Source organism: Paenibacillus sp. D51F, from assembly GCF_053345695.1.
The window spans coordinates 97191-114048 of sequence record NZ_JBKFAO010000013.1 but is presented as its reverse complement, the minus strand read 5'-3'; the positions used below and the strand labels follow the sequence as shown (position 1 = coordinate 114048).

The window sequence follows — 16858 nt, the reverse complement described above, 5'->3', positions numbered from 1 at the left end:
CTGCTTTCGTCAGCGTCGGCGTCAGCCTCAACCCGCTTGTGCTGATCTTCACCGTGCGCTGTTCAACCGTTTCGTTGCCCGCCGAATCGACAGCTTTGAAAGACAGCGAGTGGACGCCGTCATTTTGCAGCGCGATGGAGGCGGTGTAATCGCTCCATGTCGCACCGCCGTTGATCGAATACGTGATCGAAGTGACACTGCTTGGATCCGATGCGACTGCGCTAACGGTGACGTCCTGATTCGTCCATGTGTTATCTGGATAGGGATTCGTATCGTCCTCCTTCGTCATCGTAATGTTAACCAACGGTCCTGTGTTATCCAGCAGGAAGCGGTTCGACACGGAATTCACCGTATTGCCGACGTTATCCTTGGCTTGAATGTGCAAATACCAATCCCCGTCTGCTCCGGTTTTCGTCAGCGTACTTCCGCTTGTGAAAGCCGACCAACCGCTTGCGGGAACGGCGGCAGTTTGCGTCCACGCATATTGCAGCGAAGCAGGATTTACTCCGCTTTGCGTATCGGCAATGGTCACCACGGTTTCAGCGGTTTGCGACGGTACAGCGTTTCCGTTCACGCTGAATTGGATATCCGGGGCCGTGGAATCTCTCTGTACGGTAATCGTATAGGTTTGGGCTGGCAATAGATTCGGTTCAACGCGAACTGGGATCACGGTCGACGGCCCCGTCACAGGGACGGATGCCACGCTGCCGCTCGTTTGTGCCGCATTGTTGACATACAAGGCGGAATAGGAAGAATCGGCAAGTGTCGCGGTTACATGTACGCTCGAAACCGATGGGCCGATGAAGGACGCATATGTCGTGACATAGGGTTGAAATGACGAATCGAAGGTGCCCTCTTGCAAGGATAACCAGCTTAGGTCAGCGCTGCCTGGAATGTTCGTTTGACCATTTTGATTATCTCCCCAAGCTAAGACGGTGCCGTCCGATTTCAACGCTAAGGAATGGTAGGTTCCTGCGGCTATGGCGACGACACCGGTCAAACCCGCCGGCACGCTCGTTTGACCATAATAATTATCTCCCCAAGCTACAACGGTGCCGTCCGATTTCAACGCTAAGGAATGGTTGTATCCTGCGGCTATGGCGACGACTCCGGTCAAATCCGCCGGCACGTCCGTTTGACCAATGTCATTCCATCCCCAAGCTACGACGGTGCCGTCCGATTTCAACGCTATGGAAAGGTAGCCTCCTGCGGCTACGGCGACGACACCGGTCATACCCGCCGGCACGCTCGTTTGACCAAAATTATTCCATCCCCAAGCTACGACGGTGCCGTCCGATTTCAACGCTAAGGAATGGTAGTCTCCTGCGGCTATGGCGACGACTCCGGTCAAATCCGCCGGCACGTCCGATTGACCAATGTCATTCCTTCCCCAAGCTACGACGGTGCCGTCCGATTTCAACGCTAAGGAATGGTAGGTTCCTGCGGCTGCGGCGACGACTCCGGTCAAACCCGCCGGCACGCTCGTTTGACCATAATAATTATCTCCCCAAGCTACGACGGTGCCGTCCGATTTCAACGCTAAGGAATGGTAGTCTCCTGCGGCTATGGCGACGACTCCGGTCAAACCCGCCGGTACTGTCGTTTGACCATAATTATTCCATCCCCAAGCGGCGACGGTGCCGTCCGATTTCAGCGCTAAGGAATGGTCGGCTCCTGCGGCTATCGATTTCCCTTTGACAGGAGTGGCGACCCCAGCCGGCACGCTCGTTTGACCAAAATTATTCAATCCCCAAGCGACGACGGTGCCGTCCGATTTCAACGCTAAGGAATGGTGGGTTCCTGCGGCTATGGCGACGACACCGGTCAAACCCGCCGGCACGCTCGTTTGACCTTGATAATCTTGTCCCCAAGCGACGACGGTGCCGTCCGATTTCAACGCTAAGGAATGGTTGTATCCTGCGGCTATGGCGACGACACCGGTCAAACCCGCCGGCACGCTCGTTTCACCAAAATTATTCCCTCCCCAGGCTACGACGGTGCCGTCCGATTTCAACGCTAGGGAATGTAAGCCATTTGCGGCTATGGCGACGACACCGGTCAAACCCGCCGGCACGCTCGTTTTATCATTAATCAATCCCCAAGCGACGACGGTGCCGTCCGATTTCAACGCTAAGGAATAGTTGCCTCCTGCGGCTATGGCGACGACTCCGATCAAACCCGCCGGCACGCTCGTTATACCATTATCATTCCATCCCCAAGCGACGACGGTGCCGTCCGATTTCAGCGCTAAGGAATGGTAGCCTCCTGCGGCTATGGCCACGACTCCGGTCAAACCCGCCGGTACGTCCGTTTGACCATTGTCATTCCTTCCCCAAGCGGCGACGGTGCCGTCCGATTTCAGCGCTAAGGAATGGTTGTATCCTGCGGCTATGGCGACGACTCCGGTCAAATCCGACGGCACGTCCGTTTGACCAAAACTATTCCTTCCCCAAGCGACGACGGTGCCGTCCGATTTCAGCGCTAAGGAATGGTCGGCTCCTGCGGCAATCTGTCGGATGGTTCCCCGATCCCAACTGCCCGATGGAGCCGCTTTTGCCGAAATGACGGCAGGTACAGCGCAAGACCATAACAAAAGAAGGGCGATCCAAACCTTGCTCCATTTTAGAAACCTTGCCTCAAATTTTAATTTTATTTCCATTTTAAGTAATTCCTCCAAGGAAAATTGATTATTCATCATACTAGAATTTATAACCTAATCGGCTAAATTTCTCGTATTTCCATCGCAAAAGTTCATCGCCATAAAAGACGGCGAAGCCGTTTTGCTTGTGCGCTTTTTTTGCACTCGTGCCGTTGAACAAGCCACTTAGAGGGAGGATGAGTCCGTACGGCGCAGGAATTCAGGCGGTTGATCAATGCCGTCCGGACATTGGTTGCTATATTCTTCGGCCCACCCCCTTTGCTTTCATTTATATGATCTTTTTGGGCACATAGAGTTAATATAAAAGTCTCACGATGCAGAAGCTGTCGAAATGTGCAGGGACAATCTTCCAGTGCCAAATGGTTTGAATCGGGTGACATCTGTTTGAATTTAAAGCAAGAACCGGCATCTTCCCTAAAGGAAGGTGCCGGTTCTTTTTTGTATCCAAATTGGCTGCTCAGTGAAATCGGTTCCGTGTCTGATACTGTATGTATCTATACATCTTGTAACGCCGGCAAGCAGCTTCAAGCTTAACATCTGGCAAAATCGGCTCCTTCAATGGGTGACAGGACGGCTTCGAGAGGGTGGAGCAGATGGGATCGCAAGTCCAAGAAACGGGTTTTACTTCTTGTTTTCTTCGCACTCTGGGGGGGAGGATGAGTCATTGAAAACCTGCTGCATGGCGAGCTTGCTGTTCAAGCCGAGCTGTTCGAGAACATGCATGATGTCCAGCTCCACTTTAAGCGGTTGTTCCTTGCCGTCTTGATCGTTGTTAACCATATGCTTCAACCCACTCCCATTTCACTCATTTAATATCTCTACTTGGGAACATAGTAGATAGTATAAATGACTCATGACGCAAAAGCTGTCGGATTCTGAAGGGCGGGTATGGATAATTTAGGTTGCTTATTGTCGAAACAAGGTCCTTCGGGTCAGGCTTTTGTCGCTGCTATAAGCCTGCCGCAGTCAACAACCGGGCCATATAAAAAATATACCCGCCTGAAAACAGGCGGGTTGGAGCGGTTTGGCGGGCCATTCACCTCATCGCGCGTTCGGCGCGGATAAAGGCAATGAACCTCTTCGCTTCTTCAGCAGTCAGCTTGCGGCCGTCGATGGAGAAGGCGAATTTCTCCAACATTTCCTGATCGGACAGCTCCAGGCTGGAGACGAATTCTCCAACCCCCGCATCGAGAACACCGGCGGGATTGTCGGTTCTTCCGACCAGATAGTCGATGGACACACGGTATAAATCCGCAAATTTCGCCAGCGTATCGGTATCCGGCTCCCGCCGGTTTTTTTCATAATGAGACAAGGCCGCGCGGGAAATGCCGAGCGTTACAGAGGTCTGTTCCTGAGTCCAGCCTCGTTCTTCTCTTAGTCTCGCGATCCGAGTTCCAATGTCCATTAAGTACCTCCTAGATCTCTATATAACCCAGTTTAATACGGAAACGAGCGTTATGGATGATTTGATACGAATAGTCGCATTTTTGGAGCCAGGGATGTAAAATCGCTTGACATGTTACGAATTGTATCGTAAAGTTGGAGATGTTAAAGATACATTCTGTATCATATATATGTCATGATTCCCGATTCAGAGCTCCTTTATTCTTGCTGGCCAGCAGCATTTTGTCGGAGGTGAAGGATGGTCGTTCGTCGTAATTTGGAGCCCCGATCTGACAGAATAAGTCAGGCGCGCATGGACCGCAAGCTTCTTGGGGATATCCGCATCTCCGAAGTACGGGGAAGAGCGGTACAATCCCGATCGCGCAAAGTCTTGTTACATACTATGAGCCCGGATCGGATAGAATTCTCCACCACGCTGCTGTTCCCCGTCCAGAACGGTTACCGGCTTGCCCTTACCCTCATGCTCAACCGGCAAATGTATTCCATCACCGGCACGGTTGGATCCAGAGCGAAGTCCGGCAATCTGTATCATTACGAGCTGGACATCACCGGCCGATCCGTCAGCCGGCTCGAATGGATCCGTGAATTGAATGAGTGGCTGCTTCGCGCACAGCCGGGCCGGCATCCCTATACAGCCCACTATCTTTATCGGAAGTAAACATTTCCTATTACGGAGGCTCGACGACGTGGAACTTAAAGAATACTTGATTATCATGGCCAAGCGCAAGTGGCTCATTACGGCCATCGTCTTGATCGCTTGCCTGGCGACAGGATTCAAAAGCTTCTTCTATACAACGCCGATCTATTCCGCATCAGCCAAGCTGATCGTCAATCAGGCTTTCGAATACCAGGGGATGTCGATGCTGGATCTCAGCACGATGCAGACCAATATCACCGTCATCAACTCCTACAAGGAAATCATCCAATCGGCGGCCATACTCGACAAAGTCGCGGAGAAGTACCCCGATCTCAAGATGTCGGCAGCTGAACTGAGAAGCGGACTCGGCGTAGGCTCCTCGGCAGAATCTCAAGTCATGGATCTCTCCTTCACCGGCACCTCCTATCCTCAGGCGGCCAAGGCCGTCAATGCCATCGCCCAAACCTTCAAAGAAACGAATCCTTCCATCATGAAAGTCGACAACGTGAACATTCTCAACAAGGCCAATCCGGATGCGGCCGCCATGAGCATCAACACCAGCCCGATCGTGCTGATCTTCATCAGCTTCGTCGTCTCGTTCATGCTCTCGGTCGGACTTGTCTTCCTGATTCATTATCTGGACGACACGATCAAGACGGAGAAGGATGTAGAGGCACAGCTCGAGCTGCCGATGCTGGCTCAGATTACGAAGATCGACAAGTACGGCTCGAAGTCCCGCAAGCCGTCCGCGTCCAAGCCAAGTCCGGTCAAGGAGGGCTCCTATGCCACGCTCAACCAGTGAATCCAGCCTCGTCACCTATTACGATCCGAAGGCTCCGATCTCGGAAGCCTACCGCACCCTTCGCACGAACATCCAATTCTCTTCCTTCGATGAACCGATCCAAGTCATCATGGTTGCTTCGGCCAATCCCGGCGAGGGCAAGAGCACGACGGCTTCCAACCTGGCGGTCACCTATGCCCAAGAGGGCAAAAAGACGCTGCTGATCGATGCGGATCTTCGCAAGCCATCCGTCTTCCAGGTGTTCTCCGTCTCCAACCGGGTTGGGTTGTCTACGGTTGTATCCGGCCAATGCCGATGGGTCGATGCGATTCAGGATACCCATGTCGAGCAGCTCGATGTCCTCCCATCCGGTCCGATCCCGCCCAACCCATCCGAGCTGCTGGCCTCCCAGAGCATGAAGTCTCTTCTGCAGGAGCTGCAGGCTCAATACGACATCATCATCTTCGATACGCCGCCGCTGCTCGCCGTGACGGATTCCCTGATTATCTCATCCCTCTGCCAAGGCGTCATCCTGGTCGTGCAAGCCGGCAAGGTGAAGAGCGAGCTCGTGCGCAAAGCCAAAAGCAACCTGGAGCATGTGCAGGCCCGGATCCTCGGCGTCGTCCTCAACAACATGAAGAGCAAGAAGGGCGACAAGTACACCTACTACTACTACGGAACCAAAGAAGAAAAGTAACGCCGATTCCTTCCAATTCCAAATTTCAGGTAAGGCCTGCTGCACCTTTATCACTGCAGGCACTCGGCCGTGCTGTGGGCTCTTGAGTGGGCCTTAGACGTGAATCGTCGATGGTATGGTGTGAGGAGGGGTTGAATGCCCCGGTTTTACAACCTAAATGACTGAAAAACGAGTTATGTTTCCGCTTTCATTGAAACGTGATTCGTTTTTTTGGCATTTCTACAAGGATAGGATCAGAAGAGCCAGAGAGAAAAAAGATAAGGATAGGTGACGGTATGAAAAAAGTTCGTAAAGCGATTATTCCGGCTGCGGGCCTGGGGACCCGGTTCCTGCCAGCGACCAAGGCGATGCCGAAGGAAATGCTGCCGATCGTCGACAAGCCGACCATCCAGTACATTGTGGAAGAAGCGGTGCAATCCGGCATCGAAGACATCATCATCGTCACAGGCAAGGGCAAGCGAGCGATTGAGGATCACTTCGATATCGCCTTCGAGCTGGAGCACAGCCTGATGGAGAAGGGCAAGCTCGGCCTGCTCAGCGAGGTGCAGAAATCTTCCAACGTGGATATCCATTACATAAGGCAAAAAGAAGCGAAGGGACTCGGCCATGCGGTCTGGTGCGCGCGCAACTTCATCGGCAACGAGCCGTTCGCCGTTCTGCTCGGCGATGACATCGTACAGGGAGAGGTTCCCTGCACGAGACAGCTGATCGAGCAATATGAAGCGACCGGACGCTCGGTCATCGGCGTCCAGACAGTGGGCATCGACCAGACAGAACGGTACGGCATCGTGGATCCGCTCGAAACGATGGGCCGCCTCGTTCAAGTCAAGAGATTCGTGGAAAAGCCTGCCAAGGGGCAAGCGCCTTCCAATCTGGCCATCATGGGCCGGTATGTATTCACGCCTGAAATCTTCGATTATCTTGGCGAACACAACATCGGAGCCGGCGGAGAGATCCAGCTGACCGATGCGATCCAGAAGCTGAACGAGTCTCAAGGCGTATATGCCTTCGACTTTGATGGCAAACGGTATGACGTCGGAGAGAAGCTTGGGTTTATCCTGACGACGATCGACTTCGCGCTGCGCAATGATGAGCTGAAGCATCCGCTGCTGACCGCCCTTGAAGAGCTCATTGAAGAGTACTCCAATACAACCAATCCTATCAAGCTGGGGTGATCGAAGATGAGCCTGAACCCGAACAGCAAGGAAGCGGAAGCTGTCTTGGAATCGAGTGCCTACTACTCCTCCTACGCAGTGGAGAACAAAAGGAATTTGACGGGTTATCTGATGATGAAGCGTGCGATGGACATCGTGGCGGCTTCGATTGGATTGATATTTCTCGCGCCGATCTTTCTCGTTCTAGCTATCGCAATCAAGCTCGAGGATCCCAAGGGACCGGTGTTCTTCTCCCAGAAGCGAGTCGGCAAGGGAGAAAAGAACTTCAATATGTATAAGTTCCGCTCTATGGTTTCCAATGCGGAGGAGCTGCTGGTTGATCTGCTGGAGAAGAACGAAATTCAAGGCGCCATGTTCAAGATGAAGGATGATCCTCGGATCACGAGGATCGGGAAGTTCATCCGGAAGACCAGCATCGATGAATTGCCGCAGCTGTGGAATGTGGTGCGCGGGGATATGTCGCTCGTCGGGCCGCGGCCGCCGCTGCCGAGAGAGGTTGCCGAGTATACGGCTTATGACAAGCAGAGACTGAAGGTTACTCCTGGATGCACGGGGTTGTGGCAGGTGAGCGGAAGGAATAACTTGAACTTCAACGAAATGGTCGAGCTTGATCTTAAATATATCTATCAGCGCGGTATCCGAAATGATCTTTCCATCATCTTTAAGACGGTTAAGATGCTGACAGGGTCAAAGAAAGATGCTTATTAAAAGAGCAGAAGGTGAGTAGAATGAAAGTGGCGATTATCCACGACTGGCTCGTGACCTATGCAGGCGCTGAGAAAGTGCTTGAGGAACTGATCAATATTTTTCCTGAAGCGGAGTTGTATTCCGTTGTCGATTTTTTACCGCTCGAAAAAAGAGGGTTTATCAAGAATAAAAATGTTCATACCACCTTTATTCAAAAACTCCCTTTTGCAAAATCCAAGTACCGCAATTATCTCTCTCTCATGCCCCTGGCCATCGAGCAGTTTGATTTATCCTCATATGATTTGATCATTTCCAGCTCATATGCGGTAGCCAAAGGGGTTATAACAGGTCCGGATCAACTCCATGTTTCATACACCCATTCGCCCATCCGGTATGCATGGGATCTGCAGCATCAATATTTGAAAGAGTCCAATCTTCAAACAGGCTTGAAGGGCTGGTTAGCCAAGTGGATGCTTGGAAATCTCCGTATTTGGGACTATCGGACGGCTAGTGGAGTGGATTACTTCATTGCCAATTCGGAGTTTATCGCTAAGCGAATCTGGAAGGTGTACAGGCGTGAAGCTAAAGTCATCTACCCTCCAGTAGATATCCAGGGCTTTGAGTTTAAAGAAGAAAAAGAAGACTTCTACCTAACGGCTTCGCGGATGGTTCCCTATAAAAAAATTGATCTAATCGTAGAAGCATTTTCGGAAATGCCGGACAAGAAGCTCATCGTAATCGGTGAAGGTCCTGACTTTAATAAGATTAAGAGCAAGGCTGGTTCTAATGTGACGTTATTAGGGTATCAGCCATTTCATGTACTTAAAGATCATATGCAGCGAGCAAAAGCTTTTATTTTCGCTGCAGAAGAGGATTTTGGAATTGCCCCCGTTGAAGCTCAGGCTTGCGGTACTCCTGTTATTGCATTCGGAAAAGGAGGGGCTCTTGAGACGGTTCGTGATATAGAAAGTCATACGACTGGGGCGACGGGACTGTTTTTTTATGAACAATCAGTAAATGCAATTAATGAAGCAGTTGCTAGATTTGAAGGTATGAGATTGAACACCAGAGATTGCAGGGAAAATGCTTTAAATTTCTCTAAAGAGAAATTTCAGGTATCCATTATTAATCTCATACATGGGTTAAATGAATCAAGTAATAAGAAGATGAATCAAGATGATAAAGAGTCGATAAGGGTTCTTGTTTAACAATGAAATCAAATTTATCCCTCGGAAGTAGAGGTTTTCAATGAAAAATATAGCAATTTTAACTGGATATAACCCGGAAGTTGATAAAGATGCAGTTGGTCAATATTCAGAAATGCTCCATTCTACTTTAAATAAAATCGACCAAACTGAGTTTTCTTTTAACCATGAAGTAATCAGAGAAAAAAACCCTTTAAAATGGATGTTACTTTTTAATGCATTGCAAAAAAAATATGATTTGATCCATTTGCAATATCCAATCGAAGGTTGGGGAAACAGCATTATGCCTGGAGTTTATCCGGTTATCGCTAAAATATTAAAAAGGAATAAGCAAAAGAAAGTTATTGCTACCTTTCATGAATGGTCATCTATGCATTATTTAAGAAAGGGAAGTGTAATTCCCTTATCACTTTTAAATGACGGATTGATATTTGTTTCAAATCATGAGCAATCAGAGTTCATGAAATCAAGTTTTAATAAAATATCTTCAATACCGACATCTGTAATACCTATTGGGGTGAATCTTTTAATTCCTGATATAAACAAGAACAAAGTATTGGAAATTAGAGATGAATACACCTCAAATCAAATAAATTCAAAAAGAGAAATAATAATAGGATACTTCGGATTTATTTATGACTTTAAACAGCCTTATGAGATGCTTGAAATAATAAAAAGAATAAATGATTACGGAGAGGTTTCTGCAAAGTTAGTAATTGCAGGCGATTTTCCCGACGATCATATCATACAACGAAAGAAGTTTTTAAACAAAATAGAAGAATATAATTTGGGTGAATATGTTGTTATGCATGGGTTTATAAAAGATGAGGTTAAACTGGCACATATATTATCTGCCTGTAATGTTGTTCTTCTTTTATTTGCAGATGGACTAACTACTCGCAGAAGTAGTTTTTGGTATGTCCTTGAATTAGGAATACCTGTCATAACGACAAGTTGCGAAAATAGAAACGAATTTAATGGTATTTTAGATATCGAACAACTAACCAATGATAATAAAGTAGCATTTATTCCAAAGGAAAAAGAAAAAATGGATAATAAAATGGTTACTAATTTGATCTTGAATTATTTAGAATATAAATTTCCTGAACAAAAAAAAGGAATAAGTCCTAATTGGAATACGATTAGTGAAATGCATATTAAGTGGTATTCCAGTGTTTTGATTTAAATAATTATACAATTTAAGGAGTAATATGGTATGAGAATAATGTTCGTTAATACTCTATACTCACCCTACCAGATCGGAGGGGCAGAGAAATCGGTTCAACTCCTTGCGGAGAAAATAATCGAGCTTGGTCATGAATGTTCTGTTATATCAATTGGGCCTGAAAGCGGATTTGAGGAAATTAACGGAGTAAAGGTCTATTATACAAGTCCAAATAATTTATATTGGATGGCTGATGATAACGTAAAGTTAAGAAAAGCAAAGAAAATTGTTTGGCATACACTTGATATACAAAATCCTTTTATGAAAAAGACGATTGAAAAAATTATAGGAATTGAAATGCCTGATATCATTCATACTAATAATCTTACGGGATTTTCGATTGTTCCTTGGATTGTTGCTAAGGAAAAGAAAATACCGGTGATTCACACTTTGAGAGATTATTCATTAATGTGTCCAAAAGGAACTATGTATCGAAAAAATATGAATTGCACAAAAATCTGCTCTGGTTGTAAAGTGTTTTCGGCTTTAAAAAGGAAAAAGAGTTTGAGTCTAGTTGATATGGTAGTCGGGAATTCGGAATTTATAGTAAATAGGCATAAAGATAACGGTTTTTTTCAAGGTATTCCTTATAAAAGAATTTTCAACGGTTCAGTTCCATCTAGTAAGTTAGTCCGAACCCATAATGATCCTAAAGAAAGAATGAAGTATTTGTTTTTGGGACGTGTTGAAAAAGAAAAAGGTGCACATCATCTAATTAATACTTTTATTAATTTCCCTCAAGCGGATTTATATATCGCAGGAAGAATTTCTGATGCTGAAATCGAACAAAAAATAAAAAAAAATGAGTTCCCAGATAATATTCATTTCTTAGGTTTTATAAATCCTCAAGAAATGATACGTTCAACCGATGCAGTAATAGTTTCGTCTATTTGGCATGAGCCTTTAGCTCGAGCCGTAATGGAAGCATACAGTTATGGCAAGCCTGTGATTGCGACCAATAGAGGCGGAAATATGGAAAGTGTTATAGAAGGACGAACTGGATTTATTTATGACCCTGATGATCAAAACGGTTTATTAAATATTTTGCATCAAATTGAGAATCAACCGTTTATCTTAGAAGAAATGATGGAAAATATTTTGTCGGAAGTGGATAGGTTCGATATTAATCTCACAGTCAGTAATTATGTTAATACATATAGAACCTTATTAATTAAAAATTCTAATTCAATCTCAATAGAAGGTTTCGTATGAAAAAGTTAATTTCGATTAGTTTAATTCTTTCTCTTTGTTCAGGTGTCTTGAATAATATTATAAACCTTCCAAACAACTTTTCAATAACCATAGTCCCTATAATTATTATATTTTTTTTAGGAACTATATTTGCTGTTAAGAAAAACTATATAGAAAATTGTACACCTATTTATATCATTCTATACTTTATGATTCTTATTATTTTTATAAGTTCATATAGTGGAGGAATGAATTTTTCTGTTATTAAAACAATTATGTATGTCTTGATAATATTCTTTCTCATAAATAATCTGAAAGAGAAGTCAATAGAAAATTTGTTTAAAATCGTAGCTATTATTTCCCTGATTTTTGCTTTAGATAGCTTTGTTGCCGCAGCTAAAATTATGTCTATGGGAATGGATCTAATTAATGTTCGTTCCTTCACTTTAATGGATAAGTCTTATTACAATGTTTTGTATAATGTAGCTATCCCAATCTCAATTTTATCTCTTATTATTAAAAGGAAACTGGTTTATCTTCTTACATCGATATGTTTTATTGTTTCAGGTATTTTTATACTACAAATAAAAACTTTACTATTAAGTGTTGCATTAAGTCTTGTTGCTGTAATTTTTATTTATAAGTTAGTGAACAGGATGAAAATGATGGTTTTTATAATTTCTATTTCACTTGGTATTTCATTGTCATTTGCCTTGTTTAGTGATTACCTTCCTAAGCAGATTGTTATCTCTGTGAACTATATGCTTGGAAATCAAATGAGTGAGATGGACGCTCGATATACAGAGACAAATATGTTACGGGAAGCGATAAATAAACACTGCATTGAACTTATTAAGGAGAATCCATTATTCGGCATTGGATTTGGGAATTATGCTAGCACAATTGACCAAGTTAGTTTTCGACTGAAAGTAGGAGGTCGATTGGTTGATTCTTTACCTGAAGTAACTGAGAATGGGTTCCTCTCTATGTTAATTGATGGGGGGATATTTTATTTTTCCTTGCATATCCTAATATTTATTTATATTTCCGTTCGTTTTTACAGAACCAGATTAGAATCAAGATCCTTAATTAAAATTATATCCGTTTGCATTTATTACTCTATTTTCCTTTCCAATGCTGTTCAAGATAATATATATAGTTATCCCTACTGGTTTTTTATTTCTGCTGCTATATTTACGTTGAAATCAGAAAAAAAAGAATCCAAACCTTCGCCACAAATAATGCCCCTCTATAAAGTTGGAAAAACCGTAATTATTTAACTCAATAATATGAATAGGGGAGAATTTCATGAGGAAAATTCTTATCACCGGTTCTTCCGGTTTTATTGGTTATCACCTCTGCGAAAAATTACTCGCTGACGGATATGAAATCGTCGGAATTGATAACATGAATGATTACTACGATGTACAATTAAAAAACGACCGAAAAAAGCGCCTGCTAAAATCAGGCGCTTTTTATTTTTATTCTGATGACTTGAAAGAGAAGGACAGACTCTTTGAAATTTTTAAAGATCATAAAGATATATCGATTATTATTCATCTCGGCGCTCAGGCAGGTGTGCGTTATAGCTTAATTAATCCACAATCTTATATTGATTCCAATGTTACTGGATTTGTCAATATACTAGAGGCTTGTCGCCATTTCGGAACGGATCATTTGCTTTATGCTTCATCGAGTTCCGTATACGGAGCCAATGTAAAAATGCCTTTCTCAGTTCATGATAATGTTGATCACCCCGTAAGTCTTTATGCAGCAACTAAGAAGTCTAATGAACTATTTGCACACACGTATAGCCATTTATTTGGAATTCCGACAACTGGTCTGAGATTTTTTACCGTATACGGCCCATGGGGAAGACCTGACATGGCTTACTTTTCCTTTACAAGAGCAATTTTCAACAGAGAACCAATTAAAGTGTTTAATCATGGCAAGATGATGCGTGATTTCACATATATCGACGATATTGTTATGGGAATCAATAAGTTAATAGATAATCCTCCACAGCCAAAGGATAATTGGGATCGTCAAAATCCTGATCCTTCAAGCAGTTATGCTCCATATAAAGTGTTTAACATTGGTAATAATACGCCCGTTCAACTGGGGCATTTCATAGAAGTATTGGAGAAGAGAATCGGGATCTCGGCGATTAAAGATTATCATCCCATGCAGTCTGGGGATGTTGTCGCAACATATGCAGATATAAGCGCCTTGGAATCTGAAACAGGATTTAAGCCAAAGGTCAGTATTGAGGAGGGGCTGGACCGATTTGTAACTTGGTATGAATCCTATTACCAAAAAGCAGCAACGACAAATAAAAAGTGAAAGAAGTATTTAAATGAAAATCAAAAGCATTATTTTAAATGCAATCTATCTTTTTTTTAGTCATGTTGTTGTTCGGTTTTTAACAGCTATAGCAACGATTTTGGTTGCTAGATACTTGGATACAACTCAGTACGGACTTCTTAGCCTAGCGATTTCATTCACTATTGTGACCGCATTTTTTACCGAAATAGGCTTAACTCACACGCTTATCCGTGAAGGTACACGACCGAATTCCAAGATGTCAGAACTGATGGGGACTTATTTCCTCTCTCGTTCAACTTTAGGGGTAATAACTTTAATTGTTTCTATAATCGGCATTAGGTGCTTCTACACAATGGAACAACAAGCAATACTTTTATGGGCTGTTGTTCCATCAATTATCGGTTCGGTTTTTACCGGTTTTGGAGTTTCTTACTTTCAAGTTATTCAAAAAATGATGTTCACTGCAATAATTCGAGCTGCGACTGGATGTTTCACTGCGTTAGCTCTTTTTTTGGGGATTTTGTTCAAGGTTGACCTCGTTGTCTTTTCTGCTATTTATGGATTTTCCATTGTTTTAGGCGGTGCATTGAGTTTTTTCCTGGCAACTCGCAGGATCAAAATGAAATTTGTTTTAAACAAGTCAATATTAAATGGCCTAGGTGCGTTCTCGTTTTCGGCTTTTGTTGTAATGATCTTTCCACAACTTGGAACTATTACATTGGAACGTTCGAGTACGCTTGAGGAAGTTGGTTATTTTGCTGCGGCATACCGAATTCCCAGTATTCTGTATCAAATTCCTAATGTACTAGCGTTAGCGTTCTATCCTATGTTGTTTAAACTCGCCAATACAAACAGCATGAAAGAAAAACAAATTTTAAATGTTGCTCAAATTAAATTTATGAGTTCGTTATCCATTTTGATCAGTCTACCATTCATTTTCTATTCTGAATGGTGGATTCAGTTATTATTAGGGACACAATGGACCAAGGCTGCTCCCGTTCTTAGCATCCTAAGTTTTTTAGTTGTTTTTCAAGCCGTCAGTTCTCCATTGTCGGATGGACTTGCGACAGAAGGACTTCACAAAAGACGATCGACTTTTCAATTATTTGTCCTATTTTTCGCATTTGTCTTTTATGTGTTAATTGGGAGGCATTATGGAGCAGTTGGTGCTGCAGTAGTCGCATTATTAGTTGAAATTGTGAACCTTTGTGGACTAGTTTTATTAAAACCAGATGGATTTCGTATTTTTATTTCCGGAACACGGGGCCCCGGTATAGCTCTTTTGATAGCTATTACGGTGGGAGCGTTGCTTCGTTATGTCAATATATTTCCGGTTATATCTATTTTAGCAATCTCATTTATTTTTATATTGATCTTGTGCGTTATCGATGAACAATTGAAATATGAAGTCAAATCAAGGTTGAGCAAGCAAGGTCATAAAAAATCAATTTTGGTTGATAAGAATTAAAAAGTGTTAATTTGGAGGATTAAATATGAAAATAATATTACTCTCCGGAGGTTCCGGAAAGCGTCTCTGGCCGCTGTCCAACGACCTCCGTTCCAAGCAGTTCCTGCCTCTGCTCAAAGGACTAGACGGAACGGCTGAATCAATGGTCCAGCGCGTTTGGCGACAACTGAAGCAGGTCGGACTTGCGAAGGGCAGCTACATATCAACCGGCCGCTCGCAGGTCGAGGTTCTTCAAAGCCAGCTCGGCTACGAGGTTCCAATCATTGTGGAACCAGAACGTCGAGATACGTTCCCAGCCATTGCGCTGGCAGCAACTTATCTGTACTCCATTGCAGGCGTGCCCTTGAATGAGGTCATTGCCATCATGCCTGTCGATCCTTTTGTGGATGACTCCTTCTTTGATGCCTTCAAGGTTCTGGAAGAGTCTGTCAGCCTCTCGGAAGCCGATCTCGCCTTGATCGGCGTCGTGCCGGACCATCCATCGGAGAGCTTCGGCTATATTGTACCGGCAACTGAATCCAGCCCGCTACTGAGAAAAGTGAATAGCTTTAAAGAAAAACCCCGAAGAGAAGAAGCGGCTGCTCTGATTGAGCAGGGAGCGCTTTGGAACTGCGGGGTTTTTGCTTTTCGGCTGGACCTTATTATTAATCTCCTCATATCGTTGAACCTGCCGATCCAATACGACGAAATGGTGAAGCAGTATCGCAAGATGCCTAAGAACAGCTTTGATTATGAAGTGGTAGAGAAGCTGAGCAATCTTGTGGTCATCCCATACAGCGGAACCTGGCGCGACCTCGGCACCTGGAACACCTTGACCGACGAGATGGAAGATCGCGTAATCGGCAAGGGGATCGTCACGCAGGATTGCAAGGATACCCATCTCATCAATGAGCTGGATATTCCCATCACGGTCATGGGCCTATCCGGCATCGTAGTGGCAGCAAGCCCGGATGGCATTCTCGTATCGGAGAAGTCCGTGAGCTCGCGGATCAAGGACGTCAATGGCAGCCAAGACCAGCGGCCTATGTTCGAAGAGCGCAGATGGGGCTCGTACAAGGTGGTCGACTACGTCAAGTATGACGATGGCCGTGAAGTGCTGACCAAGAGGATCTGCATAGCGGAAGGGAAGAACCTCAGCTATCAGTATCACACCCGGCGCAGCGAAGTGTGGACGATCACCTCCGGCCGCGGCGAGCTCATCCTGGACGGCAAGCATCGGGAGCTTCTCCCGGGTGATGTGGTGCTCGTTCCGGCAGGAATGATGCATAGCGTCAGAGCCGTCACGAATCTGGAGATGATCGAAGTCCAGAGCGGCCAGGAGCTGGTCGAGGAGGATATCGTCCGGCTGTGCATGAGCTGGGAAGACATTTTGCAATACGTGCAGCATATCGGATAAGGAGCGGA

Annotated in this window: 15 protein-coding genes; 12 read left to right on the top strand and 3 right to left on the bottom strand. The window is 44.9% G+C overall.

Annotation, left to right across the window (positions count from 1 at the left end; all coding sequences use genetic code 11):
- The 3 genes from ACLBWT_RS19870 to ACLBWT_RS19860 form a co-directional block, all read right to left on the bottom strand.
- Positions 1-2659: RCC1 domain-containing protein (locus tag ACLBWT_RS19870; RefSeq protein WP_447664857.1), on the bottom strand; the 2659-nt coding region annotated here is incomplete at its 3' end.
- 621 nt (positions 2660-3280) lie between these two features.
- The gene (locus tag ACLBWT_RS19865; RefSeq protein WP_447664856.1) at positions 3281-3439 is read right to left on the bottom strand and encodes a hypothetical protein; all 159 of its coding nucleotides are present in this window, start codon (positions 3437-3439) and stop codon (positions 3281-3283) included.
- A 256-nt stretch (positions 3440-3695) separates the two neighbouring features.
- Positions 3696-4064 carry a helix-turn-helix domain-containing protein gene (locus ACLBWT_RS19860; protein WP_447664854.1) on the bottom strand — a complete coding sequence of 123 codons (369 nt, stop codon included), beginning with the start codon at positions 4062-4064 and terminating at the stop codon, positions 3696-3698.
- 291 nt (positions 4065-4355) lie between these two features.
- On the opposite strand from ACLBWT_RS19860, the gene ACLBWT_RS19855 reads away from it, so the two are divergent.
- The 12 genes from ACLBWT_RS19855 (at position 4356) to ACLBWT_RS19800 (ending at position 16850) form a co-directional block, all read left to right on the top strand.
- Positions 4356-4721 (top strand): hypothetical protein, encoded by a 366-nt coding sequence (locus tag ACLBWT_RS19855; RefSeq protein WP_447664853.1) that lies wholly within the window; start codon positions 4356-4358, stop codon positions 4719-4721.
- 28 nt (positions 4722-4749) lie between these two features.
- Entirely contained in the window at positions 4750-5502 is a 753-nt protein-coding gene (locus tag ACLBWT_RS19850; RefSeq protein ID WP_447664851.1) for a YveK family protein, read from the top strand.
- Positions 5483-6178, top strand: coding sequence for a CpsD/CapB family tyrosine-protein kinase (locus ACLBWT_RS19845; protein WP_447664850.1), 696 nt, complete (start codon positions 5483-5485; stop codon positions 6176-6178). Before ACLBWT_RS19850 ends, ACLBWT_RS19845 begins: the two co-directional genes overlap by 20 nt.
- 275 nt (positions 6179-6453) lie before the next feature.
- Positions 6454-7353 carry a UTP--glucose-1-phosphate uridylyltransferase GalU gene (galU, locus tag ACLBWT_RS19840; protein ID WP_447664849.1) on the top strand — a complete coding sequence of 300 codons (900 nt, stop codon included), beginning with the start codon at positions 6454-6456 and terminating at the stop codon, positions 7351-7353.
- Positions 7354-7359: 6 nt separating this feature from the next.
- On the top strand, positions 7360-8061 hold the full coding sequence (locus ACLBWT_RS19835) for a sugar transferase (protein WP_447664848.1): 702 nt from the start codon (positions 7360-7362) through the stop codon (positions 8059-8061).
- A gap of 20 nt (positions 8062-8081) precedes the next feature.
- Positions 8082-9248: a glycosyltransferase family 4 protein gene (locus ACLBWT_RS19830; protein WP_447664847.1), complete on the top strand. Its 1167-nt coding sequence runs from the start codon at positions 8082-8084 to the stop codon at positions 9246-9248.
- Between the two features lie 40 nt (positions 9249-9288).
- Positions 9289-10431, top strand: coding sequence for a hypothetical protein (locus ACLBWT_RS19825; RefSeq protein WP_447664846.1), 1143 nt, complete (start codon positions 9289-9291; stop codon positions 10429-10431).
- A 30-nt stretch (positions 10432-10461) separates the two neighbouring features.
- A complete protein-coding gene (locus tag ACLBWT_RS19820) occupies positions 10462-11682 on the top strand; it encodes a glycosyltransferase family 4 protein (RefSeq protein ID WP_447664845.1) in 1221 nt (406 codons plus the stop codon).
- The gene (locus tag ACLBWT_RS19815) at positions 11679-12941 is read left to right on the top strand and encodes an O-antigen ligase family protein (protein WP_447664844.1); all 1263 of its coding nucleotides are present in this window, start codon (positions 11679-11681) and stop codon (positions 12939-12941) included. The genes ACLBWT_RS19820 and ACLBWT_RS19815 overlap by 4 nt, the downstream gene beginning before the upstream one ends.
- Before the next feature lie 28 nt (positions 12942-12969).
- Complete coding sequence (locus ACLBWT_RS19810; protein ID WP_447664843.1) at positions 12970-14004, top strand: NAD-dependent epimerase; 1035 nt, start codon at positions 12970-12972, stop codon at positions 14002-14004.
- Between the two features lie 13 nt (positions 14005-14017).
- The gene (locus tag ACLBWT_RS19805; protein WP_447664842.1) at positions 14018-15454 is read left to right on the top strand and encodes an oligosaccharide flippase family protein; all 1437 of its coding nucleotides are present in this window, start codon (positions 14018-14020) and stop codon (positions 15452-15454) included.
- A 25-nt stretch (positions 15455-15479) separates the two neighbouring features.
- Positions 15480-16850: a sugar phosphate nucleotidyltransferase gene (locus ACLBWT_RS19800; protein WP_447664841.1), complete on the top strand. Its 1371-nt coding sequence runs from the start codon at positions 15480-15482 to the stop codon at positions 16848-16850.
- Positions 16851-16858: the final 8 nt, after the last annotated feature.

What these genes read in the sequence shown, in the direction of transcription:
- ACLBWT_RS19800 (WP_447664841.1), top strand. Translation starts at nt 15,480, where the DNA reads ATGAAAATAATATTACTCTCCGGAGGTTCCGGAAAGCGTCTCTGGCCG.
- ACLBWT_RS19830 (WP_447664847.1), top strand. Translation starts at nt 8,082, where the DNA reads ATGAAAGTGGCGATTATCCACGACTGGCTCGTGACCTATGCAGGCGCT.
- ACLBWT_RS19815 (WP_447664844.1), top strand. Translation starts at nt 11,679, where the DNA reads ATGAAAAAGTTAATTTCGATTAGTTTAATTCTTTCTCTTTGTTCAGGT.
- ACLBWT_RS19805 (WP_447664842.1), top strand. Translation starts at nt 14,018, where the DNA reads ATGAAAATCAAAAGCATTATTTTAAATGCAATCTATCTTTTTTTTAGT.
- ACLBWT_RS19810 (WP_447664843.1), top strand. Translation starts at nt 12,970, where the DNA reads ATGAGGAAAATTCTTATCACCGGTTCTTCCGGTTTTATTGGTTATCAC.
- ACLBWT_RS19835 (WP_447664848.1), top strand. Translation starts at nt 7,360, where the DNA reads ATGAGCCTGAACCCGAACAGCAAGGAAGCGGAAGCTGTCTTGGAATCG.
- ACLBWT_RS19820 (WP_447664845.1), top strand. Translation starts at nt 10,462, where the DNA reads ATGAGAATAATGTTCGTTAATACTCTATACTCACCCTACCAGATCGGA.
- ACLBWT_RS19860 (WP_447664854.1), bottom strand. Translation starts at nt 4,064, where the DNA reads ATGGACATTGGAACTCGGATCGCGAGACTAAGAGAAGAACGAGGCTGG.
- ACLBWT_RS19855 (WP_447664853.1), top strand. Translation starts at nt 4,356, where the DNA reads ATGGACCGCAAGCTTCTTGGGGATATCCGCATCTCCGAAGTACGGGGA.
- ACLBWT_RS19825 (WP_447664846.1), top strand. Translation starts at nt 9,289, where the DNA reads ATGAAAAATATAGCAATTTTAACTGGATATAACCCGGAAGTTGATAAA.
- galU (WP_447664849.1), top strand. Translation starts at nt 6,454, where the DNA reads ATGAAAAAAGTTCGTAAAGCGATTATTCCGGCTGCGGGCCTGGGGACC.
- ACLBWT_RS19845 (WP_447664850.1), top strand. Translation starts at nt 5,483, where the DNA reads ATGCCACGCTCAACCAGTGAATCCAGCCTCGTCACCTATTACGATCCG.
- ACLBWT_RS19865 (WP_447664856.1), bottom strand. Translation starts at nt 3,439, where the DNA reads ATGGTTAACAACGATCAAGACGGCAAGGAACAACCGCTTAAAGTGGAG.